23 protein-coding genes and 1 pseudogene are annotated in these 25,431 nt (G+C 71.4%); 11 read left to right on the top strand and 13 right to left on the bottom strand.

Going from position 1 to position 25,431, the window contains the following annotated elements; translation table 11 throughout:
* The 7 genes from KAK07_RS07370 to KAK07_RS07400 all read right to left on the bottom strand — a co-directional run.
* The coding region (locus KAK07_RS07370; RefSeq protein WP_210859935.1) for a septal ring lytic transglycosylase RlpA family protein at positions 1–731 on the bottom strand (731 nt) is incomplete at its 3' end.
* A complete protein-coding gene (locus KAK07_RS07375; protein ID WP_210852491.1) occupies positions 728–1,726 on the bottom strand; it encodes an ABC transporter ATP-binding protein in 999 nt (332 codons plus the stop codon). The genes KAK07_RS07375 and KAK07_RS07370, both read right to left, overlap by 4 nt.
* Complete coding sequence (locus KAK07_RS07380; RefSeq protein WP_210852493.1) at positions 1,723–2,694, bottom strand: ABC transporter ATP-binding protein; 972 nt, start codon at positions 2,692–2,694, stop codon at positions 1,723–1,725. The genes KAK07_RS07375 and KAK07_RS07380 overlap by 4 nt, the downstream gene beginning before the upstream one ends.
* Positions 2,694–3,593, bottom strand: coding sequence for an ABC transporter permease (locus tag KAK07_RS07385; protein WP_210852495.1), 900 nt, complete (start codon positions 3,591–3,593; stop codon positions 2,694–2,696). Before KAK07_RS07385 ends, KAK07_RS07380 begins: the two co-directional genes overlap by 1 nt.
* Entirely contained in the window at positions 3,594–4,568 is a 975-nt protein-coding gene (locus tag KAK07_RS07390; RefSeq protein WP_210852497.1) for an ABC transporter permease, read from the bottom strand. It lies immediately after the preceding gene.
* Positions 4,569–4,590: 22 nt separating this feature from the next.
* Complete coding sequence (locus tag KAK07_RS07395) at positions 4,591–5,745, bottom strand: GGDEF domain-containing protein (protein WP_210852499.1); 1,155 nt, start codon at positions 5,743–5,745, stop codon at positions 4,591–4,593.
* Positions 5,742–6,065, bottom strand: a complete 324-nt coding sequence (locus KAK07_RS07400) for a hypothetical protein (RefSeq protein WP_210852501.1) — start codon at positions 6,063–6,065, stop codon at positions 5,742–5,744. The genes KAK07_RS07395 and KAK07_RS07400 overlap by 4 nt, the downstream gene beginning before the upstream one ends.
* 355 nt (positions 6,066–6,420) lie before the next feature.
* Between KAK07_RS07400 and KAK07_RS07405 the strand changes: the two genes are divergently transcribed.
* From KAK07_RS07405 to KAK07_RS07430, 7 genes are all read left to right on the top strand, one after another.
* Positions 6,421–7,308 carry a serine hydrolase domain-containing protein gene (locus tag KAK07_RS07405; RefSeq protein ID WP_210852503.1) on the top strand — a complete coding sequence of 296 codons (888 nt, stop codon included), beginning with the start codon at positions 6,421–6,423 and terminating at the stop codon, positions 7,306–7,308.
* 189 nt (positions 7,309–7,497) lie between these two features.
* On the top strand, positions 7,498–7,629 hold the full coding sequence (locus KAK07_RS25595; protein WP_256441060.1) for a hypothetical protein: 132 nt from the start codon (positions 7,498–7,500) through the stop codon (positions 7,627–7,629).
* A gap of 197 nt (positions 7,630–7,826) precedes the next feature.
* Positions 7,827–9,977 (top strand): SEC-C metal-binding domain-containing protein, encoded by a 2,151-nt coding sequence (locus KAK07_RS25160; protein WP_247660967.1) that lies wholly within the window; start codon positions 7,827–7,829, stop codon positions 9,975–9,977.
* A gap of 162 nt (positions 9,978–10,139) precedes the next feature.
* The gene (locus tag KAK07_RS07415) at positions 10,140–11,471 is read left to right on the top strand and encodes a S1C family serine protease (protein ID WP_210852505.1); all 1,332 of its coding nucleotides are present in this window, start codon (positions 10,140–10,142) and stop codon (positions 11,469–11,471) included.
* Between the two features lie 194 nt (positions 11,472–11,665).
* Positions 11,666–12,628, top strand: a complete 963-nt coding sequence (locus KAK07_RS07420; RefSeq protein WP_210859938.1) for a DUF535 family protein — start codon at positions 11,666–11,668, stop codon at positions 12,626–12,628.
* 79 nt (positions 12,629–12,707) lie between these two features.
* A complete protein-coding gene (locus KAK07_RS07425) occupies positions 12,708–13,736 on the top strand; it encodes an MBL fold metallo-hydrolase (protein ID WP_210859940.1) in 1,029 nt (342 codons plus the stop codon).
* 67 nt (positions 13,737–13,803) lie between these two features.
* The gene (locus KAK07_RS07430) at positions 13,804–14,754 is read left to right on the top strand and encodes an Ig domain-containing protein (RefSeq protein ID WP_210852511.1); all 951 of its coding nucleotides are present in this window, start codon (positions 13,804–13,806) and stop codon (positions 14,752–14,754) included.
* Between the two features lie 20 nt (positions 14,755–14,774).
* On the opposite strand, the gene KAK07_RS07435 is transcribed toward KAK07_RS07430, so the two are convergent.
* From KAK07_RS07435 to KAK07_RS07445, 3 genes and pseudogenes are all read right to left on the bottom strand, one after another.
* Positions 14,775–15,911, bottom strand: a complete 1,137-nt coding sequence (locus KAK07_RS07435; RefSeq protein WP_210859942.1) for an ABC transporter permease — start codon at positions 15,909–15,911, stop codon at positions 14,775–14,777.
* 65 nt (positions 15,912–15,976) lie between these two features.
* Positions 15,977–16,681, bottom strand: a pseudogene (locus KAK07_RS07440) (ABC transporter ATP-binding protein); the annotation flags it as partial.
* A complete protein-coding gene (locus tag KAK07_RS07445) occupies positions 16,678–17,625 on the bottom strand; it encodes an HlyD family secretion protein (RefSeq protein WP_247664282.1) in 948 nt (315 codons plus the stop codon). The pseudogene KAK07_RS07440 and the gene KAK07_RS07445, both read right to left, overlap by 4 nt.
* Before the next feature lie 214 nt (positions 17,626–17,839).
* Between KAK07_RS07445 and metX the strand changes: the two genes are divergently transcribed.
* A complete protein-coding gene (gene metX / locus KAK07_RS07450) occupies positions 17,840–18,976 on the top strand; it encodes a homoserine O-succinyltransferase MetX (RefSeq protein ID WP_210859946.1) in 1,137 nt (378 codons plus the stop codon).
* Between the two features lies 1 nt (position 18,977).
* On the top strand, positions 18,978–19,562 hold the full coding sequence (metW, locus tag KAK07_RS07455) for a methionine biosynthesis protein MetW (RefSeq protein WP_210852519.1): 585 nt from the start codon (positions 18,978–18,980) through the stop codon (positions 19,560–19,562).
* 169 nt (positions 19,563–19,731) lie between these two features.
* Here metW and KAK07_RS07460 read toward each other — a convergent pair whose 3' ends face one another.
* Both KAK07_RS07460 and KAK07_RS07465 read right to left on the bottom strand, forming a co-directional pair.
* A complete protein-coding gene (locus tag KAK07_RS07460) occupies positions 19,732–20,457 on the bottom strand; it encodes a general secretion pathway protein GspB (protein WP_210859948.1) in 726 nt (241 codons plus the stop codon).
* Between the two features lie 17 nt (positions 20,458–20,474).
* On the bottom strand, positions 20,475–22,178 hold the full coding sequence (locus KAK07_RS07465; protein WP_210859950.1) for an ExeA family protein: 1,704 nt from the start codon (positions 22,176–22,178) through the stop codon (positions 20,475–20,477).
* A gap of 128 nt (positions 22,179–22,306) precedes the next feature.
* Between KAK07_RS07465 and KAK07_RS07470 the strand changes: the two genes are divergently transcribed.
* The gene (locus KAK07_RS07470) at positions 22,307–23,137 is read left to right on the top strand and encodes an HDOD domain-containing protein (RefSeq protein WP_210859952.1); all 831 of its coding nucleotides are present in this window, start codon (positions 22,307–22,309) and stop codon (positions 23,135–23,137) included.
* Positions 23,138–23,362: 225 nt separating this feature from the next.
* On the opposite strand, the gene KAK07_RS07475 is transcribed toward KAK07_RS07470, so the two are convergent.
* Positions 23,363–23,698: a 2Fe-2S iron-sulfur cluster-binding protein gene (locus tag KAK07_RS07475; RefSeq protein WP_210859954.1), complete on the bottom strand. Its 336-nt coding sequence runs from the start codon at positions 23,696–23,698 to the stop codon at positions 23,363–23,365.
* A 44-nt stretch (positions 23,699–23,742) separates the two neighbouring features.
* On the opposite strand from KAK07_RS07475, the gene KAK07_RS07480 reads away from it, so the two are divergent.
* Entirely contained in the window at positions 23,743–25,401 is a 1,659-nt protein-coding gene (locus KAK07_RS07480) for an MBL fold metallo-hydrolase (protein ID WP_210859956.1), read from the top strand.
* Positions 25,402–25,431 lie beyond the last annotated feature (30 nt).

The following is a 25,431-nucleotide window of genomic DNA, read 5'->3' on the forward strand; positions in this document are numbered from 1 at the left end:
GCGACCCGCACCAGCCCCCGCTCGATCAGCGACTGCAGGTGGCTGCGCGAGAACTCCGGCGCCAGCGTGGTGAGGTACGGCGGGGGCGGCGGCGGCGCCGCGGCCAGCGCGGTCTCGGCAGGTGCGCCGCGCGGACGCACCAGGCCGGCGCGGATCTCCTCGAAGGTGATGCGCTCCACCTCGACCGGCCGCACGCCGTGCTGCACGTCCAGCTTGACCGCCGCGGCCCAGGACAGGTCGATGATGCGGCCCTTGGCAAAGGGCCCGCGGTCGTTGATGCGCACGATCACCTCCCGGCCATTGGCCGGGTTGCGCACCCGGGCATAGCTGGGGATGGGCATGGTCTTGTGCGCCGCGGTCATCGCGTGCATGTTGTAGGTCTCGCCGCTGGCGGTGCGTCGGCCATGGAAGGCGCGGCCGTACCAGCTGGCCAGGCCGGTTTCCACCATCGGCGCGTCGCCGGTCTGCGGCACGTAGGTGGTGCCGGCCACCTCGTAGGGCTTGTTCGGGCCGCCCTGGCGGATCGGCTCGACGCGCGGCTCGGCATCCGGCAGGGCCATCGGGTCGGGCGAGCCCGGCGGCGGCGGCCCATCGCGGCCGGGCGGTCCCTGGGGCACCGGCCGCGGCGGCGCGGCGCCGCCCGAGGGCGACTTGGGCGGCGACGAGCAGCCCGCCAGCACCGCCAGGGCCAGCGGCCAGGCCACCTGGCGCAGGCCGGCGGTGCGGCTCACGCGCGGCCCTCCTCGACCGCGTGGCAGGCCACCACGCCGCCCTCGTCCAGCGCGCGCAGCGCCGGCCGCTCGGCGCGGCAGCGGGCATTGGCCAGCGGACAGCGCGGGTGGAAACCGCAGCCGGTGGGCGGTTGCAGCGGGTTGGGCACATCGCCCTGCACCGGCGTGCGCGCGCGACCCGGCGCCGCCAGCGAGGGGATCGCATCGAGCAGCATGCGCGTGTACGGGTGGCGTGGCATGGCAAACAGCCGCCGCGTGGGCGCGCGCTCGACCAGCCGGCCCAGGTACATCACGCCCACCTCGTCGCTGACGTGGCGCACCACCGCCAGGTTGTGCGAGATGAACAGGTAGGTCAGGCCGCGCTCGCGCTGCAGGTCCTTCATCAGGTTCAGCACCTGGGCCTGCACGCTCACATCCAGCGCCGAGGTGGGCTCGTCGCAGACCAGGAACTCGGGCGCGGTGGCCAGCGCCCGCGCGATCGACACCCGCTGGCGCTGCCCGCCCGAGAACTGGTGCGGGAACTTGGCGCCATCGGCCGCCGACAGGCCCACCGACTGCAGCAGCTCGGCCACCCGGCCCTCGCGCGCTGCGGCATCGGGCGCCAGGCCATGCTCGCGCAGCGGCTCGCCGACGATGTCGCCCACGCGCCAGCGCGGGTTCAGGCTGGCGTACGGGTCCTGGAAGATCATCTGCACGCGCCGGCGCAGCGCCAGCGCGTCGGCCGAGGCGTACACCGCATGGGCATCGCGGCCGTCGAACAGCACCTGTCCGCCGCTGGGTTCGTACAGGCCCACCAGCACCCGCGCCACGGTGCTCTTGCCACAGCCCGACTCGCCCACCAGGGCCAGCGTGCGGCCGCGTTCGATCTCGAAGCTGACGCCGTCCACCGCCTGCAGCCACTGGCGCGGCCGGCGCTCGATCACGCGCGTCAGCCAGGGCGCCGAGACATCAAAGCGCCGCGACAGATCCTGCACCTGCACCAGCGCGTCGCTCATGTCCGGCCCTCCACCGCCAGCCAGCAGGCGGCCTGCGTGGCGCCGGCCGGCATCAGCCCCGGCCGCTCGGCGCGGCAGCGGTCCACCGCGCGCGGGCAGCGCGGGTGGAAGGCGCAACCGCTGGGAATGGCGCCCAGCCGCGGCATGCTGCCGTCGATCTGCGCCAGGCGCTCGCGCTCGCCGTCCAGGGCCGGGATCGACGCCACCAGGCCCTGCGTGTACGGGTGCGCGCCGCGGTGGATCACGTCGGCCACCGGGCCGATCTCGGCCACGCGGCCGGCGTACATCACGGCCACACGGTCGCAGGTCTCGGCGATCACGCCCATGTCGTGGGTGACCAGCATCACCGCCGCGCCATGCTCGCGGCAGACGCGCTTGAGCAGGCCGATGATCTGCGCCTGGATCGACACATCCAGCGCGGTGGTGGGCTCGTCGGCCACGATCAGCCGCGGCTCGGCCGCCAGCGCCAGCGCGATCACCACCCGCTGGCGCATGCCGCCACTGAACTGGTGCGGGTAATGGTCAATGCGCTGCTCGGGCGCCGGGATGCCGGTGTCGCGCAGCAGCTGGATGGCGCGCTCGCGCGCCGCCGCGGCGTCGAGTGGCAGGTGGGTGCGGATGGTCTCGGTCAGCTGCCGGCCCACGGTGTAGAGCGGGTTCAGCGAGGTCAGCGGGTCCTGGAAGATCGCGCCGATGTGGCGGCCGCGCAGGCGGCGCTGGGCCTCGCCGCGCAGGGTGTCGATGCGCTCGCCGCCCAGCCGGATCTCGCCGCTGGCGATGCGCCCCGGCGGCTCCAGCAGGCCGATGATGGCCGCGCCGGTGAGCGACTTGCCAGCGCCCGATTCGCCCACCACGCCCAGCACCTCGCCGGGGTCGATGTGGAAGCTCACACCATCGAGCGCGCGCAGCACGCCGCCGCGCCGCTGCGGGAACTCCACCACCAGATCATGAACCTCGAGCAGCGCCATCAGTGCAGCCTCGGGTTCAGCGCGTCGCGCAGCCAGTCGCCCAGCAGGTTGATGCTCAGCGAGATCGCCACCAGCATCAGGCCCGGGAACAGCGTGATCCACCACTCGCCCGACAGCAGGTAGTTGTTGCCGATGCGCACCAGCGTGCCCAGCGAGGGCGAGGTGGGCGGCACGCCCACGCCCAGGAAGGACAGCGTGGCCTCGATGATGATGGCCTGCGCCACCTGCAGCGTGGCCAGCACGAAGACCGGCTGCATCACGTTGGGCAGCACATGCCGCCACATGATGCGGTGGCCCGGCACGCCGGTGACGCGCGCGGCCAGCACGTATTCCTTGTGGCGCTCGACCATGGCCTGGCCGCGCACCGTGCGTGCATACGGCACCCAGCCGGCCAGCGTGATCGACACGATCAGCACGCCAAAGGTCACCAGCAGCGAGGCCTGCGGGAACAGCGCATGCGCCACACCCGCCAGCATCAGCGCCAGCAGGAAGGCCGGGAAGCTCAGCATCACGTCGCACAGGCGCATCAGCAGCGCATCCACCCAGCCGCCGCGGTAGCCCGCCAGCAGGCCCAGCGCGATGCCGATCAGCGCCGACGCCAGCACCGACACGCCCGCCACCACCAGCGAGATGCGCGCGCCGTACATCAGCGCCGAGAGGATGTCGCGCCCTTGTTCATCGGTGCCCAGCAGGAAGCCGGGCTGCCCGCCCTCGGACCAGGATGGCGGCAGCCGCGCATTGGCCAGCTCCAGCGCGTTCAGGTCGAACGGGTTGGTCGGCGCCAGCCACTCGGCAAACACCGCCATCACCAGGCAGGCCAGCGCCACCAGCGCCGACACCAGCGCCACCGGCGAGCGGCGCAGGCTCAGCATCAGGTCAGACTGCCACCAGGCCAACATTCAGTGCTCCCGGCCCACGCGCAGGCGCGGATCGACCACCACGTACAGCAAGTCGACCACCAGGTTGATGACCACGAAGATCAGCGCCACCAGGCACAGGTAGGCGGCCATCACCGGGATGTCGGCAAAGTTCACCGCGTCCAGGAACATCAGGCCCATGCCGGGCCACTGGAACACGGTTTCGGTGATCACCGCAAAGGCGATCAGGCTGCCCAGCTGCAGGCCCACCACGGTGATCACCGGCACCAGCGTGTTCTTCAGCGCGTGGCCGAAGTGGATGGCGCGGTCGGTCAGGCCGCGGGCGCGGGCGAAGCGGATGTAGTCGGCGCGCAGCACTTCCAGCATCTCGGCGCGCACCAGGCGCATCACCAGGGTCAGCGGGTAGGTGGCCAGGGTGATGGCGGGCAGCAGGATGTGGCGCCAGCCATCGGCCGTGGCCAGGCCGGTGGACCAGCGGCCGATCATCACCACGTCGCCGCGGCCGAAGCTGGGCAGCCAGCCCAGCAGCACCGCGAACACCAGGATCAGCACGATGCCGATCAGGAAGTTGGGCAGCGACACACCCACCAGCGACACCGCCATCAGCCCCTGCGACAGCCAGCCGTCGCGCCGCAGCGCGGTGTACACGCCCAGCGGAATGCCCACCACCAGCGCGATCAGCGCGGCCAGCACGGCCAGCTCCATCGTGGCCGGAAAGGCCTGGGCGATGACGTCCTTGACCTGGCGCCCCAGGCGCAGGCTCATGCCGAACTCGCCCTGCACCGCATTGGCCACGAAGCGCTGGAACTGCACCGGCATCGGCTGGTCCAGGCCCAGCTCGGCGCGCACCTGGGCCACCTTCTCGGGGCTGGCGTCCTGGCCCACCAGAAAGGCCACCGGGTCGCCCACGTACTGGAACAGCGCAAAGGCCAAGGCGGCCACGGTGAGCAGCACCGCGACCGACTGCCCCAGGCGGCGCAGCAGGAAGGCCAGCATCAGCAGGCGATGGCAGTGGCGATCAACATGCGACCGATTGAACCACAGCCCCGGCCGGGCTGCCGCGCAGGGCCTCGAGTGCCCGCTCGGTGACGGTCTGGGCCTGGCTGTCGCCCGGCGCCACCAGGGCACTGCCCACCCGCAGGTGCAGGCGCAGCGCCGGCAGCAGCGGCAGCAGGCGCATGGCTTCCACCGATTCCTGCAGCCGCCGCACCACCACGTCCAGATCGGTCGTGCTGAGCTGGCCGTCCAGCACCGCCACCAGCGCCCCATCGGCGCCACGCGCCAGCACATCGGTCTGGCGCAACTCATGGGAGACCACCGCGGCGGCGCGGCGCAGCACATCGTCGGCCACCGCGGGGCCGCTTTGCGCGCGCAGCGCCGGCAGCGGCTCGATCACCAGCGTCAGCACCGCAAAGCGCCGGTGCTCACGCGACCAGCGGCTCCAGGCCTGGGCCAGCGCGCGCGCCAGGCCCTGGTCGTTGACCAGGCCGGTCAGGCCGTCGATCTGCGCCTGGCTGCGCAGCCGGCCCAGCGTGCCCCGCAGCAGCAGCGAGGCCAGCAGCGCGTTCAGCAGCGTCAGCACCGCCGTGCTCAGCAGGCCCAGCGCCAGCGTGGACGCGTCGCCCAGGTGGGCCTCCATCGGCCAGTCCAGCCACAGGCCGCCCACCGCCCGCGCCAGCATCAGGGCCGCCAGACCGCTGGCCAGGGCCCAGATGGCCCGGCCGGCCGCCGGGCCCAGGCTGGTCGACACCGGCCGCAGGCAGGCCAGCGACAAGCGCCCCACCATCCAGGCCATCACCAGCAGCAGCACCGCGCCGCGCCAGGGGGCGGACTCGGCGTCCAGCCCCAGCACCGCGATGGCGCCCAGCGCCATGGCCACCAGCGGCAGCGGCGAGGCCATCGGTGGCAGGCGCAGCGCCTGCTGGGTGCCGCGCCACAGCAGCAGCATCGCCCCCAGCACCAGCATGTCGGCCAGCGCGTGGGTCAGCCAGTAGGGCAGTGGCCCGCGCCCGGCGATCAGCAGCAACGCCAGCGCCAGCACGGCGTCGAAACGGGCCAGCTCACGCAGCGCCAGGCGCCGGCCCGTGGCATTGCCCGCGGCCACCTGCCACACCGCCGCGAACAGCAGCAGCTGCAGCGCCGTGACCAGCCACACGACCTGGGCGCCGCTCATTCGCGCCCCGCCTCCGGCAGCGCGCCGTGACCGGCCCGCAGGCCTTCGGCCAGCGCCGCCAGCTCATCGGCCGCGCCGGCCCCGCGGCGCAGCGTGACCAGCAGCTGCGCCGTCTCGCGCGCCTGGGTGCGCAGCAGCTGCGCAATGCGCCGCGTGGCCCCGGCCAGGTCGGCCAGCTGGCCGGGCACCGGGCTGTCCTCGTCGCCGATCAGCAGGCCTTCAATGTGGTGGGCATCCTGGGCGTGGCGTTCCTGCAGGCGATCGAAGGCCTGCGCGACGTCTTTCAACAGCGCATCCAGCAGTGCCTCTCGTTCGGACAAGCCCGGCCCCGGGTCCCAGCCCGCCCGGCGCAAGGCACGCGTATAGCGGCCCGGCCCTGCGGGGTGTCCCTCTGCGTCGCCGGCACCTGGGCCGGACAACGACTCCCAGGACATGCCAACCCCTCCATGGATGAAACATGATGTTACCGGGACCGACGGGGAAGCTGCACTGGGGTGATGCGGCGGGGGCACGCGGAGTGCGCAGGAGTTCACAGTCCGGCCGCCCGCTCCGCGCCGGCCACCCCAGGGTTCCCCCGGCCACAGCCCACCGCGACGACCGCCCCCGCCAGACGCCAACGCGGGCTACGATCAAGCGTGTCGCCTCTGCCAGTGCCACACCGGGCCTGCCCACGCCATGACCGCCCCGACCCGATGGACCTGGATGCGCCGGGCGGCCGCCCTGCTGCTGGGCAGCGCCCTGCTGGGCTGCGGCCACCGGCCCCCCACGCCGCCCACGGCAGAAGTGGACCTGCGGCACATCGACGACACAGTGCGCCAGGCCATGGCCGCCACCGGCGCCCGCGGCCTGGCGCTGGCGGTGGTGGACCGCGGCCAGGTGGTGTTCACCCAGGCCTATGGCGTGCGCAACGCCCACGGCGCGCCGCTGCAGACCGACACGGTGATGTACGGCGCGTCGCTGACCAAGGCCGTCTTCGGCCACCTGGTGATGCAGCTGGTCGACGAAGGCCGGCTGGACCTGGACGTGCCGCTGGCGCGCTACCTGCCCCAGCCCTTGCCCAGCTATGCCTCGCCCGACGTGGTGCGGCGCTACTCCGCGTTCGCCGGGCTGGCCCAGGACGAGCGCTGGCGCCGGCTCACCGCCCGCATGCTGCTCACCCACAGCGGCGGCTTTGCCAACTTCTATTTTCTGGAGCCCGACCAGCAACTGCGCATCCACTTCGACCCCGGCAGCCGCTACGCCTACTCGGGCGACGGGCTGATCCTGCTGCAGTTCGTGCTGGAGCGCGGCCTGGGGCTGGACGTGGGCGCCGAGATGCAGCGCCGCCTGTTCGCACCCCACGGCCTGACCCGCACCAGCATGACCTGGCGCCCCGACTTCCGACCCAACCTGGCCGACGGGTTCACGCAGGACGGCCAGTCCCAAGCCCACGACGAACGCAGCCGCGTGCGCGCCTCAGGCTCGATGGACACCAGCATCGCCGACATGGGGCGTCTGGTCGCCAGCTACATCCGCGGCGACGGCCTGAGCCCGGCAGCGCGTGCCGAACTGGTCCGGCCATAACTGCCCATCACCACCCGCAGCCAGTTTCCGTCACTGCAACCCACACTGGATCCACCCCCATTCCGCCACCTGGCCGCCGGCCTGGGCGTCATCACCTTCAACGGCCCGCAGGGGCCCGGCTTCTTCAAGGGCGGGCACAACGACAGCACCGCCAACATCTGGGTGTGTCTGGAGACGGGCCGGCGCTGTGTGGTCATCCTGGCCAACGACGTGCGGGCCGAACCGGCGTTTCCGGCGCTCGTCCAGGCCGTCCTGGGCGACACCGGGTTGCCGTGGGCGTGGGAGTATGGGGAGATGGTGTTCTGGGCGGCGGGGCGGTGAGGGCCGGGGGGGGGGTGATCAATTGCTTTTGGTTGGCGGCTTCAGACTGGTTGCTGGCCCTCGCCGTGGCTCCATCGATTGACCGCTTTGTCCTAGAGCGGTAATTCAAACCGCAAGTTTGTGCAGCCGTGGAGCAGACAATAGAAGCTCACCGTGATGGGCCTTGAGAACTTCAGCGGACCAAACCAGAGGAAGTCATGAATAAGCCTAGGGAAGAGATCCAGATTCTTGAAGAACTTGAAGCGTTAGCTGCATCACCAGGATTTGCTCACGCGGTCGCAAAACTCTGTTTCCGTGACAACGTCATTCACATCCAGGGAGAGCTGAAGCCGTCGGACATGGATTTGCTCTTCAGCAGAGAGCGCCTCATTCGCACGGAGCTGTCGACGGTCATCGGTTTGATGGCAAAGAAGCCACTTGACGTCGCTCTACAGCGGCCCGAGGTGATACAGGGCTACGTCAAGCGCACCGATGCCTTGATGAAAGAGCTGCATAACGCCATGTCGTACCCCACGTTCTCGGCGCTGTTTGATGCAGCCACGTCTGGCGATGCCATGCCGAACCCTTGGCTCGGCCCCGGAATGCGTGAACCCATCTTCTATGGCACCGAATCGGCCTACGCGTTTCAATACCGCGACTTGGTGCCTGAAAAGTACGGTGCCGATGACGAATGGATGCTAAAGAACAAGGGCTTTACCAGCGGTCAGGCCCGAACCGTCGCAAAGACCTTTTGCATCCTGATGGACCTGAAGTTGACAAGGCTGCTCGTGGAGTCACGGGCAGCCAAGGTACCCCCAGCAACGTGGCTACCCGCGTTTGAGTTCTCCCAAGAAGAAGTGACTTTCCATAGTGGCGTCGCCAAGGAGGTGGTGGATGCCTTCTTCCGCGCGTTCACTTACTCAGGGGACAACGCCGGGTTCAAAGAGGCCGGTGACTTCAATGAGGTTGCCGCTTGGCCGCTGCTTCCAACCGGTCGCGGAACTGTGCTCTTGTTCTCGCACTACGCCGTACTAGAAGCTCTGTATGAATCCCCGTTCTTCTGGATGTGGGAAGACAAGGCCTACCGATCGATAGCCGCTAAGCATCGTGGGGCCTTTACTGAGCAGTTCGCGGCGCGACGTTTGTCTGGAGTCTTTGGGCGCCATCATGTCCACACGAATGTAAATCTGTTTCGTGGCAAGGATGTCGTGGGAGAGGCGGATGTTCTGGTCATCTATGGAGACCGGCTCATCATCGTGCAGGCGAAAGCGAAGAAGCTCACGGTCGCCGCCCGCAAGGGGAACGATAAGCAACTAAAAGCCGACTTCGCCGCGGCTATCCAAGACTCGTACGACCAGGGATGGTTGTGCGCGAACGAGATGCTGTCGGGCGGATGTCGGTTGGTCAATGACGGAGGAAATGAGGTCGCATTGCCGGAGAGCGTCAAGGAGGTATTCCTGGTTAGCCTCGTGTCGGACCATTACCCAGCGTTGGCGTTTCAGGTCAAGCAGTCGCTGAAGTTCGCGACTACCGATGTCATCCGACCACCCTTTGTGATGGATGTGTTCCTACTGGACACGCTGACGGAGATGTTGGCGAGCCCGCTGAGATTGCTTAGCTATATCAAGTTGCGCGTCGACGTCACCGACAAGCTGATGAGTGGGCACGAGTTGACCGTACTTGGCTACCACCTGCAGCAGAACCTATGGCTCGATGAGGAGCACGACCTCGTTATGCTCGATGACTCGATTGCTCGTGATTTGGACGCAGCAATGATGGTTCGACGGGACAACCAGCCGGGCTTCGACACCCCGACCGGTATCCTTACGCAGATGCGCGGAACCCTCTATGAGGGCCTCATCAGCCAGATTGAAGCTCGGGCCGACCCTGCAACCCTTGAGCTTGGCTTCCACTTGCTGTCAATGGCCGAGGACTCTTGCAGAGACGTCCATTCGCTGCTCGAGACAATCACCCGAAAAACACAGACTGATGGTAGGCGACATGACGTCACGCTAGCGTCCAGCACGGACCCATCTGGCGTCACCTTCCACTGCAATCCGAAGCCTTCGGTCGAAGCTGTCGCCACCCTAGAGAATCACTGTGTGAAACGGAAATACGCGCTGCGGGCACCTCGGTGGTTCGGTATCTCTATCAGCCCAGCTGGCGACGTCCAATTCGGTGTCACGCTAGACTTTCCATGGGAAGCATCAGATGAGATGGAGCGGTTGACGGCCGGCATGAAGGCACCGCTGCAGGTACGTGATGCCTTGCCTAAGTTCGTGCGGGATGCGCGACGTATGAAGCTCGGACGGAATGACCCATGCCACTGCGGCAGTGGAATTAAGTACAAGAAGTGCTGCATGCCTTAATTGATCCCGACGCAGCGTGCAGAACTGAAAGCGGACTCGGGAAGAGGCCCGCTCCTTGAGCATCAGCCGTCTTTCAGCGATCGACTTTCACTGTCCGCTCCCGCTGCACACCCGCCCTCCCCCTCACGCGACAATCCCCGCTCAGCCCTCCCCCCCCGCGGCATGAGCAAATCCCTCTACACCCTCCTCGGCGTCCCGCCCGACGCTACCGCCGACACGATCCGCCAGGCCTACGAGCAGCAGGCGGCGGCGGCGCAGGACGAGGTGCGCCGGGTGGCGGTGAAGGAGGCCTGGCTGACGCTGGGGCACCCGGGTCGGCGGGCGGCGTATGACGCGCGGCAGCGCGAGCAGCGCCACCGCGAGATGCAGCGCCACACCGGCGCGGGCGCGGTGGAGGGCGCTGACCGGGCGGCGTCGCCGCTGACCTGGCTGCTGCTGGGCGGGTTGATCGCGGTGGCCGCGATGGCGGGCTGGCGCTACTGGCAGGGCCGCACGGCGGCGCGGGCGTCTGCCGCGGCGGCTGCTGCTGCAGCGCCGCTGGAGGGGCCGACCGCCGCGGCACCCGCGGCCGCTGCGCTGCCGCCACCGGCCGCCGCGGCGCCGGGGCCGGCGCTCAGCCCGGAGGCGCTGTTCGCGCGCGCCTCGGCCAGTGTGGTGCGCATCAATGCGCAGTCGGGCCAGGGCGGGGTGTCGGGCAGCGGCGTGGTGCTGGGGCCGGGCGCGGTGGTCACCAACTGCCATGTGGCGCGCGGCGGGGCGCGGCTGCGGGTGCTGCAGGGGGCGCAGGGCTTTGAGGCGTCGGTGGAGCTGGCCGATGAAACGCATGACCTGTGCCGGCTGTCGGTGCCGGGGCTGGACGCGCCGGCGGCGCCCATCGGCCGGGTGGCCAGCCTGCGGGTGGGGCAGAAGGTCTATGCGATCGGCTCGCCGCGCGGGCTGGACCTGACGCTCAGCGACGGCCTGGTGTCCTCGCTGCGCGAAACGCCCGAGGGCACGCTGATCCAGACCAGCGCGCCCATCTCGCCGGGCTCCAGCGGCGGCGGGCTGTTCACCGAGGATGGCCTGCTGGTGGGCATCGTCACCTTCCAGGTGCGTGACGGCCAGAACCTGAACTTCGCGGTGCCGGTGGACTGGGTGCTGCGCATGAGCCCCACCGACCGCAGCCGCGGCTCGGCGCTGCCGCCGATGCGCTCGGCCGGACCATCGACTGATACCGTGCCGCCCCGCATCACCGGCACCGACAGTCCGCTGGTGGGCCGCTGGGAGTGCTTCGGGCCGCTCACCGGGCGCGGGATCACGCTGGTGTTCGGCGCCGACGGGCGCCTGGGCGGGCAGATGGAGGGCCGCGCGATCAACGGCCGCTACCAGCTGCGCGACAGCCAGCTGCTGCTGGCCGATGGCAGCGGCACCGAGCGCTACGCGGTGGAATCGCTCGGCGCCACCCGCCTGGTGCTCAACGCCGGCCAGGGCCGGCGGCTGGCCTGCTCGCGCTGAAGCGGTGAGCAGTTGTTGCCGCGCGGCCGGCTGGCGGCGGGCCGCTTAAGCCGCTGCACGCATGGCCGATGAAGACGCCAGGCGGCCTGCCCGGGAAATTTACCTTCTGTAACAGGCCGTCAGGCGGGCGCGGCTAGCGTCGCACCCGCCCAGCGTGGGCGCTCGCCAGCCTGGGCGGGGGCCTGCGTGGGTCGATGGATCTGCTGCCGTACCCGCCGATGTCCTCTCCCACCCGTCTGACCCTGAACGAGCTGCGCCGCCTGCCGGCCATGTGCCGCGGCGCCTACCCGCCGCGGCATCCGCGCGCGCTGGCGCACCACTGGCTGTGGGCCAAGACCGTGCTGTCGCTGGACGCGCACCTGGACATGCAGCGCCAGCTGCGCGCGCTGGGCCTGGGGCGACTGCTGCGCGAGCAGCCGCAGACGCTGCGCAAGCTGCACGACACCTACCCCTTCCAGGGCCTGGGCCCCGAGGCGCGCCGGCGCTGGCTGCTGGGCCATCTGCAGGCCGCGCGCACGCTGTTCGGCCCGCAGCTCTCGCGCCGCCTGGCGCGCGGCGAGCCGCTGCTGGCCTGCCGCATCAACCTGCCCGACGGCCAGGGCCAGATGCGCGCGCTGCTGGGCGCGGCGCGCCAGCAGCACCTGCGCGAGGGCGACCTGACCCTGGCGCTGTACGACCCCTTCGGCACCAAGCTGTATGCGCTGACCTTCTCGCTGCAGCCCTGCGAGCATGGCGTGGAGGTGGTGATCGGCGCGCTGCAGGGCCAGATGCCGCTGCCGCTGACCCGCCACATCACCAAGCTGACCGAAGGCCTGCGCCCGCCCGCGCTGCTGCTGTACCTGCTGCAGTGCCTGGCCGAGGCGGTGGGCGCGCGCCGCCTGCGCGCCTGCGGCCGCGAGCGCCACATCCACCACGGCAGCGAGCGCAGCGAGCAGGTGCACTTCGACTACGACGCCTTCTGGCGCGACTACGGCGGCCAGCCCGACGGCCAGGGCTTCTACGAGCTGCCGGTGGCCGCGCCGCGCCGCGAGGTGGCCGAGATCCCCAGCCACAAGCGCGCCCAGTACCGCCGCCGCTACCAGTTCATGGACGAGATGCGCCAGGAACTGCACGGCTGCCTGGCCGAGCACGGCGCGCCGCTGGACCGCGCGGCTTGAGCGGCCTGCGCGGCTGAGCCCGCCGGGGCCTGTCGCCGCACGGACAGACGCGCCACAGCGCGCTGGCTACACTGGCCGGATGTCGCTGGAGTACCCGTTCACCATCCCCGAGCGCGGCCTGGGCACCGAGGTCGCGCCCGGCGTGCACTGGGTGCGCCTGCCGCTGCCCTACGCGCTGGACCACATCAACATCTACGCGCTGGACGATGGCGACGGCTGGGCCGTGGTCGACACCGGCAGCCGCACCGATGATGTGGCCGCCACCTGGCGCGCGCTGTTCGCCCACCAGCCCGACCAGCGGCCGATGACCCGCGTCTTCGTCACCCACATGCACCCCGACCACGTGGGCATGGCGGGCTGGCTGTCGCGCAAGTTCAGCGTGCCGCTGTACATGACGCGGCTGGAGTACCTGATGTGCCGCGTGGTGATGGCCGACACCGGCCGCGAAGCCCCGCCCGCCGCGCTCACCTACTACCGCCGCGCCGGCTGGAGCGACGCCGCGATCGAAAGCTACCAGGCCCGCTTCGGCAACTTCGGCCAGCACATCCACGCGCTGCCCGACAGCTTCCTGCGCCTGCAGGATGGCCAGACGCTGCGCATCGGCGCGCACGAGTGGCAGGTGATCACCGGCGCCGGCCACTCGCCCGAGCACGCCTGCCTGTACTGCCCGGGGCTGAAGCTGCTGGTGTCGGGCGACCAGGTGCTGCCGCGCATCTCGTCGAACGTGTCGGTCTACCCGATGGAGCCCAACGCCGACCCGATGAGCGACTGGCTGGCCTCGATCGACAAGCTGCGCCGCGCCGTGCCCGACGACGTGCTGGTGCTGCCCTCGCACAACGAGCCCTTCCGCGGCCTGCACCAGCGCCTGGACGCGCTGGCCGACGGCCAGGCCGAGGCGCTCAACCGCCTGCGCCTGTGGCTGGCCCAGCCGCGCCGCGTGGTGGACACCTTCCCCGCGCTGTTCTCGCGCGAGATCACCGAGGCCAAGGCTGCGCTGCTGGGCATGGCCACCGGCGAGGCCCAGGCCTGCCTGAACCACCTGATGGGCCTGGGCGACGCGGTCTGCGAACTCGACGAGCACGGCGTGGCCTGGTACCGCCGGGCCTGACACGCTGAGCCGGCGCCGCCGGCCGTTACACTCCCGTTACACATCAACCAGTCAGGGAGTGACTCCAATGATCGTTTCGCGCTGCGCGGCATTCGCGCTGGCCAGTGCTGCCTGTGTCCTGACCGCCTGTGGCGGCGGTGGCGGCGGTGGCAGCAACGTCGATGACCTCGTGCTCAGCTTCAGCTACACCCCCAGCGTGGCGAACCTGTGGGGGACGGTCAGCGATGCGCCCAACATCGGCGGCCTGCAAGGCCACACGCCCACCTGCGCGGTGTCGGCCGGCCGTCTGCCGCAGGGGGTGAACCTCAACAGCAGCACCTGCGTCATCTCGGGCAGCCCCACCGAGACGGGCAACTTCGACGCCACGATCCGCCTGACCGTCAGCGGCTACAGCGGCTTCGTCGAGACCTCGTATGGCTTTGGCGTGGTCGGCATGTCACCCGTCTACCAGTGGGAAGTGGATGCGAACCGGGCCCGGTGGGCCTACAGCTTCAGTGACCGGCCCACGATCGACCGGTACTCGCCCCGGCCCGGCGACACGGTGACCTATGAGCTGCTCGGCGGCCTGCCCGCCGGCCTGAGCATGGACACCACCACCGGCGTCGTCCAGGGTGTGCCCGAAGCGAGCGGCAGCTTCCAGCCCCAGATCCGCATCACCATCACCCGCGATGGGCGGACCTACCAGTCCACCGCGGCGCGGCAGCCCTTGAAGGTGGAGGCGCCCGTGCTGGACATCGCCTACGAGCCCACCACGCTGGTGGCGGGCACCAGCTACGACATCGGCCTGCTGCAGGCCAACTCCCTGCTGGGCAGCGACTACACCGACTACAGCTTCCGGCTGCACGCCCAGCCGGGTTGCCCGGCGGCAGTCCCGGCCGGCTGGGCCTTCGACACTGCCACCGGCCGGATCAGCGGCACCGCCACCGCCGGCCTGAACCAGTGCGTGGGCAGCCAACTGGTGGTGCGCCACAACGGGCTGGTCAAGACCTACGACCTGACGCTGCTGCTCAAGGTCTGAGCACGGGCCGCCTTGGCCGATCAGTCCAGCGTGCGCCGGTAGCGCGCCAGCGCCACCGCGCCGGCCACGCCGGCGAACAGCAGCATCGGCCACAGCTCGGGCCACAGCGGCGCAAAGCCGCTGCCCTTGAGCAGCACGCCGCGCACGATGCGCAGGAAGTGCGTCAGCGGCAGCACCTCGCCGATCACCTGGGCCCAGTCCGGCATGCCGCGGAAGGGGAACATGAAGCCCGACAGCAGCATCGACGGCAGGAAGAAGAAAAAGGTCAGCTGCAGCGCCTGCAGCTGGTTCTTCGCCAGCGTGGAGAAGGTGAAGCCCACCGCCAGGTTGGCCAGCATGAACACGCCGATCAGCGCCAGCAGCAGCGTCAGGCTGCCCTCCATCGGCACCGCAAACAGCAGCCGCGCGGCCAGCAGGATCACGCCCAGCTGCACATAGCCGATGGCCACGTAGGGCAGGATCTTGCCCATCATCACCTCCAGCGGCGTCACCGGCGTGGCCAGCAGGTTCTCCATCGTGCCGCGCTCGCGCTCGCGGGTCATGGCCAGCGCGGTGAGCATGACCATGGTCATCGTCAGGATGGTGCCCACCAGGCCCGGCACGATGTTCACGCGCGACAGGCCCTCGGGGTTGTAGCGGCGGTGCACGCGCAGCTCGAAGGGCGGTGGTCCACCGGCGCGCACGGCCAGCGCGCCCTGCAGTTCGCGGCGCAGCACATCGGGCGCCAGCGCGCCCAGCGCGGCGATGGCGTTGGCGGCGGCGGACGGATCGGTGGCGTCCACGTCCACCAGCACGGCGGGGCGCTCGCCGCGCACCACGGCGCGGGTGAAGTCGGGCGGCACCACGACCAGGAACTGCGCGCGGCCGTCGGCGATCAGCGCGCTGCCCTCGGCCTCGGACAGCGGCGAGGCCACCAGCTTGAAGTAGCCGGTGTGCTGCAGCGAAGCCAGCAGGCTGCGGCCCAGCGGCCCGCGGTCCTGGCAGACCACCGCGGTGGGCAGGCCCTTGGGGTCGGTGTTGATCGCGTAGCCGAACAGCACCAGCTGCAGCACCGGGATGCCCACCGCCATCGCGAAGGTGGGCTTGTCGCGCAGCATCTGCTGCAGCTCCTTCAGGAAGACCGCCCACAGCCGGGCCAGGCTGAAGCCGGTGCTCATGCGAAGTTGTCCTTGGCCCGCGCCACCAGGCGCACGAAGGCGTCTTCCAGGTCGGTGGCGCCGGCGGTGGCCAGCACCTGCGCGGCACTGCCCTGGGCCAGCACCTGGCCGTAGGCGATGTAGACCAGCTCGTCGCAGCGCGCGGCCTCGTCCATGTAGTGGGTGCTGACCAGCACCGTCATGCCCTCATGGGCCAGGCGGTGGATCTCGTCCCAGAACTCGCGCCGGGCCTTGGGATCGACCCCGGCGGTGGGCTCGTCCAGCAGCAGCAGGCGCGGCCGGTGCAGCAGCGCCGCGGCCAGCGCCAGGCGCTGCTTCCAGCCGCCCGAGAGCGTGCCGGCCAGCTGCTGCTGGCGGCTGACCAGGCCCAGGCGCTCCAGCGCCGCATCCACCTGCACGCGGCGCTGCGGCAGCTCGAACAGGCGGGCGACGAAGTCCAGGTTCTCGCGGATCGACAGGTCGTCGTACAGGCCGAAGCGCTGCGTCATGTAGCCCACCTGGCGCTTGATCGCGGCAGCCTCGCGGCGCATGTCCAGGCCCAGGCAGCTGCCCTCGCCTTCATCGGGCGTGAGCAGGCCGCAGAGCATGCGGATGGTGGTGGTCTTGCCGCTGCCATTGGGACCCAGGAAGCCGCACACGCGGCCGCGCGCCAGGCGCAGCGAGACGTGGTCCACCACCGCGCGGCCGCCGTAGCGCTTGACCAGGCCGCGCACGTCGATCGCCAGCCCGGCACGGCTGTCGATCGCCGGCGCTGCGGCGGTGTCGCTCACCGCGTCACCTCGATCGGCTGGCCCGGCGGCAGGCGTGCGGCATCGGATGCGCTGGTGGCGCGCGCCTCGACCATGAATACCAGGCGCTGGCGCTGGCCGTTGGAGTAGATGACCGGCGGCGTGTACTCGGGCGCGGTGGCGATGCGGCTGATGGTGGCGGCGATGGCCGCGCCGCAGCCGTCGCAGCGCAACTGCACCGCCTGGCCCGGGGCCAGTGCGCCGCGCTCGGTCTCGGCCACCCAGAAGCGCGCCACGCGGGCGCCGGGCGCCAGCAGCGACAGCACCGGCTGGCCGGCGGCCACGTACTCGCCGGCGCGGTAGTAGGTCTCGGCCACCAGGCCGGCCACCGGTGCGCGCTGCGCCGCCTGGCTCTCGCGCCAGCGCACCTGGGCCAGCGCGGCGGATGCGGCGTCGGCGCTGGCGCGGGCGGCGGCCTGTTCCTCGCCCCGCGCCGGCAGGCGGGCCACGCGCAGCGCGGCTTCCAGCTCGGCCACCCGATCGCGCGCCTGGCGCTCGGCGGCGCGGGCGTCGTCCACCCGCTGCGGCGAAACAAAGCCCTCGCGCTGCAGCGCCTGCTGGCGCTGCCACTCGGCCGCGGCGCGCTCGGCGGCACTGCGCGCCTGCGCCAGCTGGGCCTGGGTGACGGCGATCTCGTCGGCGCGGCGGCCGCTGGTGGTGTTGGCGGCCTGGGCCTGGGCGGCGCGGCGGCGGGCCTCGGCTTCGGCGGCAGCGTCGGTGGCGGGCTGGGCGTCCAGGCGGAACAGCGGCGCGCCGGCGGCCACGTTCTGGCCGGCCTGCACGTCCAGCGCCTGCAGCGTGCCGGCCACCGGCGCGGCCACATGCACGTACTCGCCCTCGACATAGCCGGCCCAGCCGCTGGCGGGGCGTTCGCTGCAGGCGACCAGGGCGGCGGCCAACGCACACATCGCTGTGGCGATCCTCATCATGTGCTCCTCAGACCAGACGCTGATGATGGCCCAGGCCCGCGCCCGCGGCCACCCCGCCGATCAAGCCGAAGGCTGCTAGACTCCGGGCATCAGCGCCGATTTGTTCCGGATTGCGGGCGCTCTACAAATGCTGCTAAAGAGGGACCCCGGCGCACCCGGTGTCCGTTTCTGAAGCGGCACCGGGTTTGTTGTTTTCTGGGGGACCGAAGCCATGGCTTCCGTCGGATACGTTTCGCCGCAGCGCATGCACTTTGCCGATGCGCTGCCGCTGCGCAGCGGCGCCACGCTGCGCGACTACACGCTGGTCTACGAGACCTACGGCACGCTCAACGCCGACAAGAGCAATGCGGTGCTGGTGTGCCATGCACTCAACGCCTCGCACCACGTGGCCGGCGAGTACGCCGACACGCCGCGCAGCGAGGGCTGGTGGGACAACCTGGTGGGCCCCGGCAAGCCGCTGGACACCGACCGCTTCTTCGTCATCGGCGTCAACAACCCGGGCTCGTGCTTCGGCTCGACCGGCCCGATGCACCTGAACCCCGACACCGGCAAGCCCTACGGCGCCGACTTCCCGGTGGTGACGGTGGAGGACTGGGTGGACGCGCAGGCGCTGCTGATCGAGCGCCTGGGCATCACCCAGCTGGCCGCGGTGCTGGGCGGCAGCCTGGGCGGCATGCAGGCCCTGGCCTGGACGCTGCGCTACCCCGAACGCCTGCGCCACTGCGTGGCGGTGGCCACCGCGCCCAACCTGAGCGCGCAGAACATCGCCTTCAACGAGGTGGCGCGCCGGGCCATCGTCACCGACCCCGATTTCCACGGCGGCCACTTCTACGAGCACGGCGTGGTGCCCAAGCGCGGCCTGCGCGTGGCGCGCATGATCGGCCACATCACCTACCTCAGCGACGACTCGATGGAGGAGAAGTTCGGCCGCGCGCTGCGCAGCGCCGAGCTGGGCTACAGCACCCAGGACATCGAGTTCCAGATCGAGAGCTACCTGCGCCACCAGGGCGAGAAATTCAGCGAGTACTTCGACGCCAACACCTACCTGCTGATCACCCGCGCGCTGGACTACTTCGACCCGGCGGCCGCGCATGGCGGCAACCTGAGCAAGGCCTTTGCCGCGGCGCGGCAGAACAAGTTCCTGGTGGTGAGTTTCACCACCGACTGGCGCTTCTCGGCGGCGCGCTCGCGCGAGATCGTCAAGGCGCTGGTGGACAACCGCATCGACGCCAGCTATGCCGAGATCGCCGCGCCGCACGGCCACGACGCCTTCCTGCTGGAAGACCCGCGCTACCACGGCGTGATGCGCGCCTACTTCGCGCGGATCGCGACCGAAGGGGGCTTCTGAGATGAGCACGGAGCACAAGAACCTGCAGGTCATCGCGCAGCTGGTGCCCGAGGGCAGCCGTGTGCTGGACCTGGGCTGCGGCACCGGCGAGCTGCTGGCCTACCTGCAGCAGCACCGCGGCTGCAGCGGCTACGGCGTGGAGCTGGACGACGCCAATCTGCTGGCCTGCGCGCAGCGCGGCGTCAACGTCATCCAGCTGAACCTGGAAGAGGGCCTGCAGCTGTTCGAGGACCGCAGCTTCGACGTGGTGCTGCAACTGGAAACCCTGCAGCACCTGCGCAATGCCGAGCACATGCTGCGCGAGACCGCGCGCGTGGGCCGCATGGGCATCGTCAGCTTCCCCAACTTCGCCCACTGGCCCAACCGCCTGGCCGTGCTGCGCGGCCGCATGCCGGTCACCAAGGCCCTGCCCTACGAGTGGTACGACACGCCCAACATCCGCGTGGGCACCTACGCCGACTTCGAGGTGCTGGCGCGCAAGAACGGCCTGGACATCCTGGACAGCTTCGGCCTGCAGTCGGGCGAGGTGGTGCGCCAGTGGCCGAACCTGATGGCCAGCGTGGCGGTGTTCAAGTTCGAGCGCTGAGCGCCAACGGCCGAATTGCGCCCCGCCGGCCAGCGCAGCCCTTCGGGAGGGGGTGGCATCCAATAGCCCGGAGGCCAGGCGCGCCCTGCGCTGGCCAGCGCTCGGCCGCTCCGGAGCGGCCAGCGCCCCCCTCGGGGGGTGGCCTGCGGTACCCCGCAGGCCGGGGGCTTCAATACGGCATCTCGAAGCGCTGGTCCTTCCAGCGCAGCCGGGCGCTGCGGGGACCGATGCGCTCGAGCAGCAGGCCGGGCACCACGCTGTCGCCCTCGCGCATCAGCTGGTCGTTGATGACCAGCACGCTGCCGCCGGGGCTGTCGGAGACCATGGCGCCGCCCATCTTCAGCGTGGGCAGTTCGGCGCGGGTGGATCCCGGCAGGTCCTGGTAGCGCAGCACCGGCCGGCTGGGCGGGGGCGGCGCCGATTCCTCGGACATCTTCAGGCCGGCGCCCGCGCGGGGCTCGGGCGGCTTCGGCGCGGGCGCCGTACCAGGCACCGGCGTGACCGGCGACGTTGCTTGCTGCGCGGCGGGTGGCGGCGCGGCGGCAATGGTCGGCGCGGCGGGGGGCGGCGCCACCGCGACTGACGGGGGCGCTGGCAACGTCGCTGGCGGCACGGCCACGGGCGCGACCACAGCCGGCTCGGCCACTGCCACTGGGACGGGTGCCGGGGGGCGCTGGCTGGTGCGCAGCCACCAGGCCACGGCGGTCAGCAGCAGCACGCTGAGCACCGCGATCAGCACCCAGGGCGGGCGCCGTTCGCCCGCCACCGCAGGCTCGTCCACCGCGGCGCTCACCGGGGTCGGCAGATCGACCTGGTCGTGCAAGCCGGGCACGGCGCCGCGGCTGCGTTCGCGCTCGGCGTCGGCGCGGCGGAGGGCATCGAGGATGATGGACATCGGGGGCTCCTCGGGGCTCAGCGGGCCGCAGCGTCGGGGCGCCGCAGCCGGGGTTCGGCCACGCCGGTGACCCGGTTCAGCAGCATGAAGGTGGCCGGGCCGGCGACACCGTCGTCGACCAGGCCCTGGGCGCGCTGGAAGGCCTGCAGGCGCGCCAGCAGCGCGGCATCCAGCGTGGCGCCGGGCTCCGGCAGCGGCTGGCCGGCCCAGCGCGCCAGGCCCTGCGCCAGCGCGTCCACCGCCGGGCCCGAGCGGCCGGCGGTGAGCGCGCCGCTGTAGCCATCCGGCGGCCGCCACAGCGTGGCGAAGACGCCGCGCCAATCGCGCGCCAGGCGCTCCAGCGGCACGGCCTGCAGCCGGCCGTCGCGCGACAGCAGTGCCACGCGCTCGTCCAGGCCGACCAGCAGCAGCGGCCGCTCCTGGCCCTGGGGGTCGCGCCACAGCAGCCAGCCCGGGCGGTCCAGCGGGCGCACCTGGTTCCAGGGCAGGTTGGCGCGCAGGCACAGCAGGCGCGTGTTGCGCTGCAGGTCGGCGCAGGGGTCAGCCTCGCCCAGCTGCACGTTCCAGGCGGCGGCCAGCTGGCGCCAGGCGCTGCGCTCGTCGGGCAGGGCAAAGGCCTCGGGGCTGGCGTCGGCGACAGATGCCGCCGGTGACACCGTCACCGGTACCGCGGCCACCGGGGCCGACGCCCGCGCCAACGGGGCCGCAGCAGCCACCGGCGCACTGCCCGCCACCGCAGCGGCGCGCGGTGCGTCGCCCTGGTGGCCCAGCCACCAGCCGACGCTGCCGCCCAGCAGCACGGCCACGCCGACCGCCAGGCCCCACACCGCCCACTCGCTGCGTGAGCGGCGGCGCGAGCGTCGCCGGCGGCTGGCGCTGTCGGGTGCAGCGGGTGCGGCGCTGTCGAACACCTCGCGCGCGGCGCGCTCGACCAGCAGCGCATCGACCTTGGCCCGGCCGGCCGCGTAGGCGCCCAGCAGCGCGCGGTCGGCCAGCAGGTTGATCTTGCGCGGCACGCCGCCGCTGAGCGCATGCAGGCGCTGCACGGCGCGCACGTCAAAGGGCAGCTCGCCCTGCAGCCCGGCCACCGACAGCCGGTGCGCCAGGTAGCGCGCGGTGTCGGCCTCGTCCAGCGAGCCCAGGTGGTAGCGCGCGATCACCCGTTGCGCCAGCTGCTCCAGCTCGGGCCGCGCCACCATGCCGCGCAGCTCGGGCTGGCCGATCAGGATGATCTGCAGCAGCTTGCGCTCGGCGGTCTCCAGGTTGGTCAGCAGGCGCAGCTGTTCCAGCACGTCGGCCGAGAGGTTCTGGGCCTCGTCGATGATCAGCACGCTGTGGCCACCCTCGGCATGCACGCGCAGCAGGAAGGCGTTCAGCGCGTCGATGTGGTCCTTGATCGTCGGCGCCTCGTGGCCCGGTCCGGCCGGCACCGGCACGCCGAACTCGCCGCAGATGGTCTGCAGCAGCTCCACCGCGTCGAGCTTGGGGTTGAACACATAGGCCACGTGGGTGTGCGCTGGCACCTGCTCCAGGAAGGCCCGGCACAGCGTGGTCTTGCCGGCGCCGATCTCGCCGGACAGCAGCACGAAGCCGCCGCCGCCCTCCAGGCCATAGAGCAGGTGGGCCAGGGCCTCGCGGTGGCGTTCGCTGAGGAACAGGTAGCGCGGATCGGGGGCGATCGTGAACGGCGCCTGCCTGAGCCCGAAGAAGCTCTCATACATGGCCGGGAGGATACCCCGCCCCCGCCCAGCCGCCGATGAACGCCGCCCCGGCCTGACATTTCCGGGCATCGGTCGGGCGCGGCTTACCTAGACTGCCCCTGATCCGCCCACCCCGCCCAGGCCCGCCCATGTCCGCTCAAGCCGCCCGCCGCTTCTTCCCGTTCAACCTGGTGCTGCCCAACATGCCTGGCGTGGCCGCGCAGCTGGTGAAGAGCTTCAACGACGACCGCGTCGGCCTGGGCGAGCTGGCCGAGCTGATCGGCCAGGACCCTGCCCTGTCGGCCAAGGTGCTGCGCCTGGCCAACTCGGCCCGCTACAGCCCGCTGCGCAGCGTCAGCAGCCTGCGCGAGGCCGCCGCCTCGCTGGGCATGACGATGCTGCGCAACCTCTCGCTGGCCACCAGCCTGAGCGGCGCCTTTCCGCGCGCCGCGGGCCTGGACCCCGACCGCTTCTGGCGCCACGCGATGACCAGCGCCCAGCACGCCGTGCTGCTCAGCCGCGGCGCGCTGCTGGACGCCGACACCGCCTACCTGGGCGGCCTGATGCTGCGCACCGGCCAGCTGCTGATGGCGCAGATCGACAAGGCCGGCGTGGCCGAGGTGGAGCAGTCGCTGGCCACGCCCGGCGGCCGCTTTGCCGCCGAACAGGCGCGCTGGCAGTGCAGCCACGCCGACGTCACCGCCGAGCTGGCCCGCCGCTGGCAGTTCCCCGACACCCTGGTGGCCGCCTTCCAGGCCAGCGCCACGCCGCTGCAGGCCCAGCCCTACACCGGCCTGGGCACGGTGCTGCACCTGGCCGAGGCCCTGGCCGACGCCGTCGAGCGGGGTCTGGACCCCGCCGAGGTGGTGCAGGGCCGCTGCGCCGAGCTGCTGGCCCGGTTGCGCATCAAGCCCGACTGGCTGCTGGCTCAGCTGGCCGAGGCCGCGTCGCCCGACGAGGAGCTGGCGCTGATGCGCTGATCTAGTGTGCTGTCCCGCAGATCACTGCCCTATGGATTCGTTCAGATGGTGATGATCGTGCGTTCGCCGCAACGGGCCCATACCTGGCGGTATGCGCACGTTGCGGCGGGCGCGCGAGGGCGCCATCTGAGCGAACCCCTGCGGGGCGGGTCGACACGGGGCGATCCGGGCGTTGCCCAACCGGGCAGATACCACCCGGTATCTGCCCGGTCGTGCGCCTACGGCTCATCCCCGTTTCGACCCGTCCATAGGGCAGTGATCTGCGGGACAGCACACTAGCGCCTTCGGCTGCTCGATCACCACGTCGCCCTGCGGCTCGGCCACGCAGGGCAGCACCCAGCCCTCGGCGCGTTCCTCGGCGCTCAGGCCGGGCCATTCCACGCGGTAGCTCACCGCCCCGGCACGCAGCCGGCACAGGCAGGCGCGGCAGGTGCCGTTGCGGCAGGAGCGCGGCAGCCACAGGCCCGCGGCCTGCGCCGCCTCCAGCAGCGACTGCCGTGGCGCCACGGGCAGTTCCCGGCCCAGGGGCTCGATGCGCAGACACGGCAGTGGGGGCGTCATGCCGCAATCGTAGACTGGCGGCTTCGCCCCGACGCCCTGCCGCCATGCCCCCGACCCCGCTGAACCCGAACGACCCCGACCTGGCCGGCGCCCGCCTGGCCGCCAGCGTGGTGGTGCTGCGCGACGGCGACAGCGGCCCCGAGGTGCTGATGCTGCGCCGTGCCGAGCGCGACGGCGACATCCGCAGCGGCGTCTGGGTCTTCCCCGGCGGCGTGCTGGACGCCACCGACGGCCTGCTGCACGAGCACTGCGACGGCGAGGACGACGCTGCCCACAGCACCCGCCTGGGCCTGGCCCGCGGCGCGCTGGACTACGCGGTGGCCGCGGTGCGCGAGTGCTTCGAGGAGGTGGGCCTGCTGTTCGCCCACGGTTCGCTGCCGGCGGCCGTGGCCGAGCGCCACGCGATGCAAAGCGGCGAGGATTTCGTCGCGCTGTGCCAGCGCCACGACCTGCGCCTGGCCACCTCGGCCCTGGTCTATCACAGCCACTGGCTGACGCCGCCGGGCATTGCCAAGCGCTTCGACACCCGCTTCTACGTGGCCCGACTGCCCGACGGCCAGCAGCCGCAGGCCGACGAGGGCGAGGCGCTGGAGATCGCCTGGCTGACGCCGGCGCAGGCGCTGGACAAGGAGCGCCGCCTGAAGCTGCTGCCGGTCACCCGCCGCACGCTGCAGGACCTGGGCCGATTCACCAGCGTGCAGGCCATCCTGGACGAGGCCGCCGCACGGGTGAACCCGCCACGCCACATGCCGCGCCTGGGCTGCAACGCCCAGGGCGTGCGCCCGGTGCTGCCGGATGAGTGGGCCTACGCCGAGATCGGCCGGCTGGACCCGCAGGGCCGCGGCGACATCTGGTTCGAGCTGCCGCCGCTGCGCGCAGTGGCGCTGTCCGAGCGCGTGATGCGCGTGACCTGCGGCAACGGCTCGGTGATGACCGGCCCGGGCACCAACACCTACCTGATCGGCGCACCCGGCGGGCCGCTGGCGGTGCTCGACCCCGGCCCCGATGATGCCGACACCGAGGCCCACCTGCAGGCCGTGCTGCAGGCCGCCGCCGGCCGGCCGATCACGCGCATCATCGTCACCCACACCCACAAGGACCATTCGCCCGCCGCGCAGCGCCTGCACGCCCTGACCGGCGCCCCGCTGGTGGGGCTGGCGGCGGTACACCCCGAGTGGCAGGACACGGTGTTCGCGCCCGACCACGCGCCGGCCGACGGCGAACGGCTGCTGCTGGGCGAGGGCTGCACGCTGCGTGCGGTGCACACGCCCGGCCACGCCGCCAACCATGTCTGCTGGCTGCTCGAGGAGGAGAAGCTGCTGTTCACCGGCGACCACGTGATGCAGGGCTCCACCGTGGTCATCAACCCGCCCGACGGCGACATGGCCGCCTACCTGGGCGCGCTGGAGAAGCTGCTGGCCATCGATCTGGACTGGTTCGCCCCCGGCCACGGCTTCCTGATGGCGCGCCCGCACGACGAGCTGCGCAAGCTCATCGCCCACCGCCTGGCGCGCGAGGCCAAGGTGCTGGACGCGCTGCGCACGCTGGGCCCCTGCAGCGACGAGGCGCTGGTGCCCACGGTGTATGGCGATGTGCCCAGCTCGCGCCACGCGCTGGCGCTGCGCTCGCTGCGCGCCCACCTGGGCAAGCTGCTGGCCGAGGGGCGGGTGTGTGACGACGGAAACCTGCTCCGGCTCAGCTGAGCGGCGCCTATAACCGTCAACCTCAGACCG

It is taken from the genome of Ideonella alba, from assembly GCF_018069875.1.
GTDB lineage: Bacteria > Pseudomonadota > Gammaproteobacteria > Burkholderiales > Burkholderiaceae_C > Ideonella > Ideonella alba.

Excerpts from the sequence above, each read along its gene's own strand:
- KAK07_RS07445 (WP_247664282.1), bottom strand. The coding sequence starts at position 17,625 with ATGAGGATCGCCACAGCGATGTGTGCGTTGGCCGCCGCCCTGGTCGCC.
- KAK07_RS07415 (WP_210852505.1), top strand. The coding sequence starts at position 10,140 with ATGAGCAAATCCCTCTACACCCTCCTCGGCGTCCCGCCCGACGCTACC.
- KAK07_RS07465 (WP_210859950.1), bottom strand. The coding sequence starts at position 22,178 with ATGTATGAGAGCTTCTTCGGGCTCAGGCAGGCGCCGTTCACGATCGCC.
- KAK07_RS07435 (WP_210859942.1), bottom strand. The coding sequence starts at position 15,911 with ATGAGCACCGGCTTCAGCCTGGCCCGGCTGTGGGCGGTCTTCCTGAAG.
- KAK07_RS07460 (WP_210859948.1), bottom strand. The coding sequence starts at position 20,457 with ATGTCCATCATCCTCGATGCCCTCCGCCGCGCCGACGCCGAGCGCGAA.
- KAK07_RS07375 (WP_210852491.1), bottom strand. The coding sequence starts at position 1,726 with ATGAGCGACGCGCTGGTGCAGGTGCAGGATCTGTCGCGGCGCTTTGAT.
- KAK07_RS07420 (WP_210859938.1), top strand. The coding sequence starts at position 11,666 with ATGGATCTGCTGCCGTACCCGCCGATGTCCTCTCCCACCCGTCTGACC.
- KAK07_RS07405 (WP_210852503.1), top strand. The coding sequence starts at position 6,421 with ATGACCGCCCCGACCCGATGGACCTGGATGCGCCGGGCGGCCGCCCTG.
- metW (WP_210852519.1), top strand. The coding sequence starts at position 18,978 with ATGAGCACGGAGCACAAGAACCTGCAGGTCATCGCGCAGCTGGTGCCC.
- KAK07_RS25160 (WP_247660967.1), top strand. The coding sequence starts at position 7,827 with ATGAATAAGCCTAGGGAAGAGATCCAGATTCTTGAAGAACTTGAAGCG.
- KAK07_RS07395 (WP_210852499.1), bottom strand. The coding sequence starts at position 5,745 with ATGAGCGGCGCCCAGGTCGTGTGGCTGGTCACGGCGCTGCAGCTGCTG.
- KAK07_RS07390 (WP_210852497.1), bottom strand. The coding sequence starts at position 4,568 with ATGCTGGCCTTCCTGCTGCGCCGCCTGGGGCAGTCGGTCGCGGTGCTG.
- KAK07_RS07380 (WP_210852493.1), bottom strand. The coding sequence starts at position 2,694 with ATGGCGCTGCTCGAGGTTCATGATCTGGTGGTGGAGTTCCCGCAGCGG.
- KAK07_RS07425 (WP_210859940.1), top strand. The coding sequence starts at position 12,708 with ATGTCGCTGGAGTACCCGTTCACCATCCCCGAGCGCGGCCTGGGCACC.
- KAK07_RS07430 (WP_210852511.1), top strand. The coding sequence starts at position 13,804 with ATGATCGTTTCGCGCTGCGCGGCATTCGCGCTGGCCAGTGCTGCCTGT.
- KAK07_RS07470 (WP_210859952.1), top strand. The coding sequence starts at position 22,307 with ATGTCCGCTCAAGCCGCCCGCCGCTTCTTCCCGTTCAACCTGGTGCTG.
- metX (WP_210859946.1), top strand. The coding sequence starts at position 17,840 with ATGGCTTCCGTCGGATACGTTTCGCCGCAGCGCATGCACTTTGCCGAT.
- KAK07_RS07385 (WP_210852495.1), bottom strand. The coding sequence starts at position 3,593 with ATGTTGGCCTGGTGGCAGTCTGACCTGATGCTGAGCCTGCGCCGCTCG.
- KAK07_RS07480 (WP_210859956.1), top strand. The coding sequence starts at position 23,743 with ATGCCCCCGACCCCGCTGAACCCGAACGACCCCGACCTGGCCGGCGCC.
- KAK07_RS07475 (WP_210859954.1), bottom strand. The coding sequence starts at position 23,698 with ATGACGCCCCCACTGCCGTGTCTGCGCATCGAGCCCCTGGGCCGGGAA.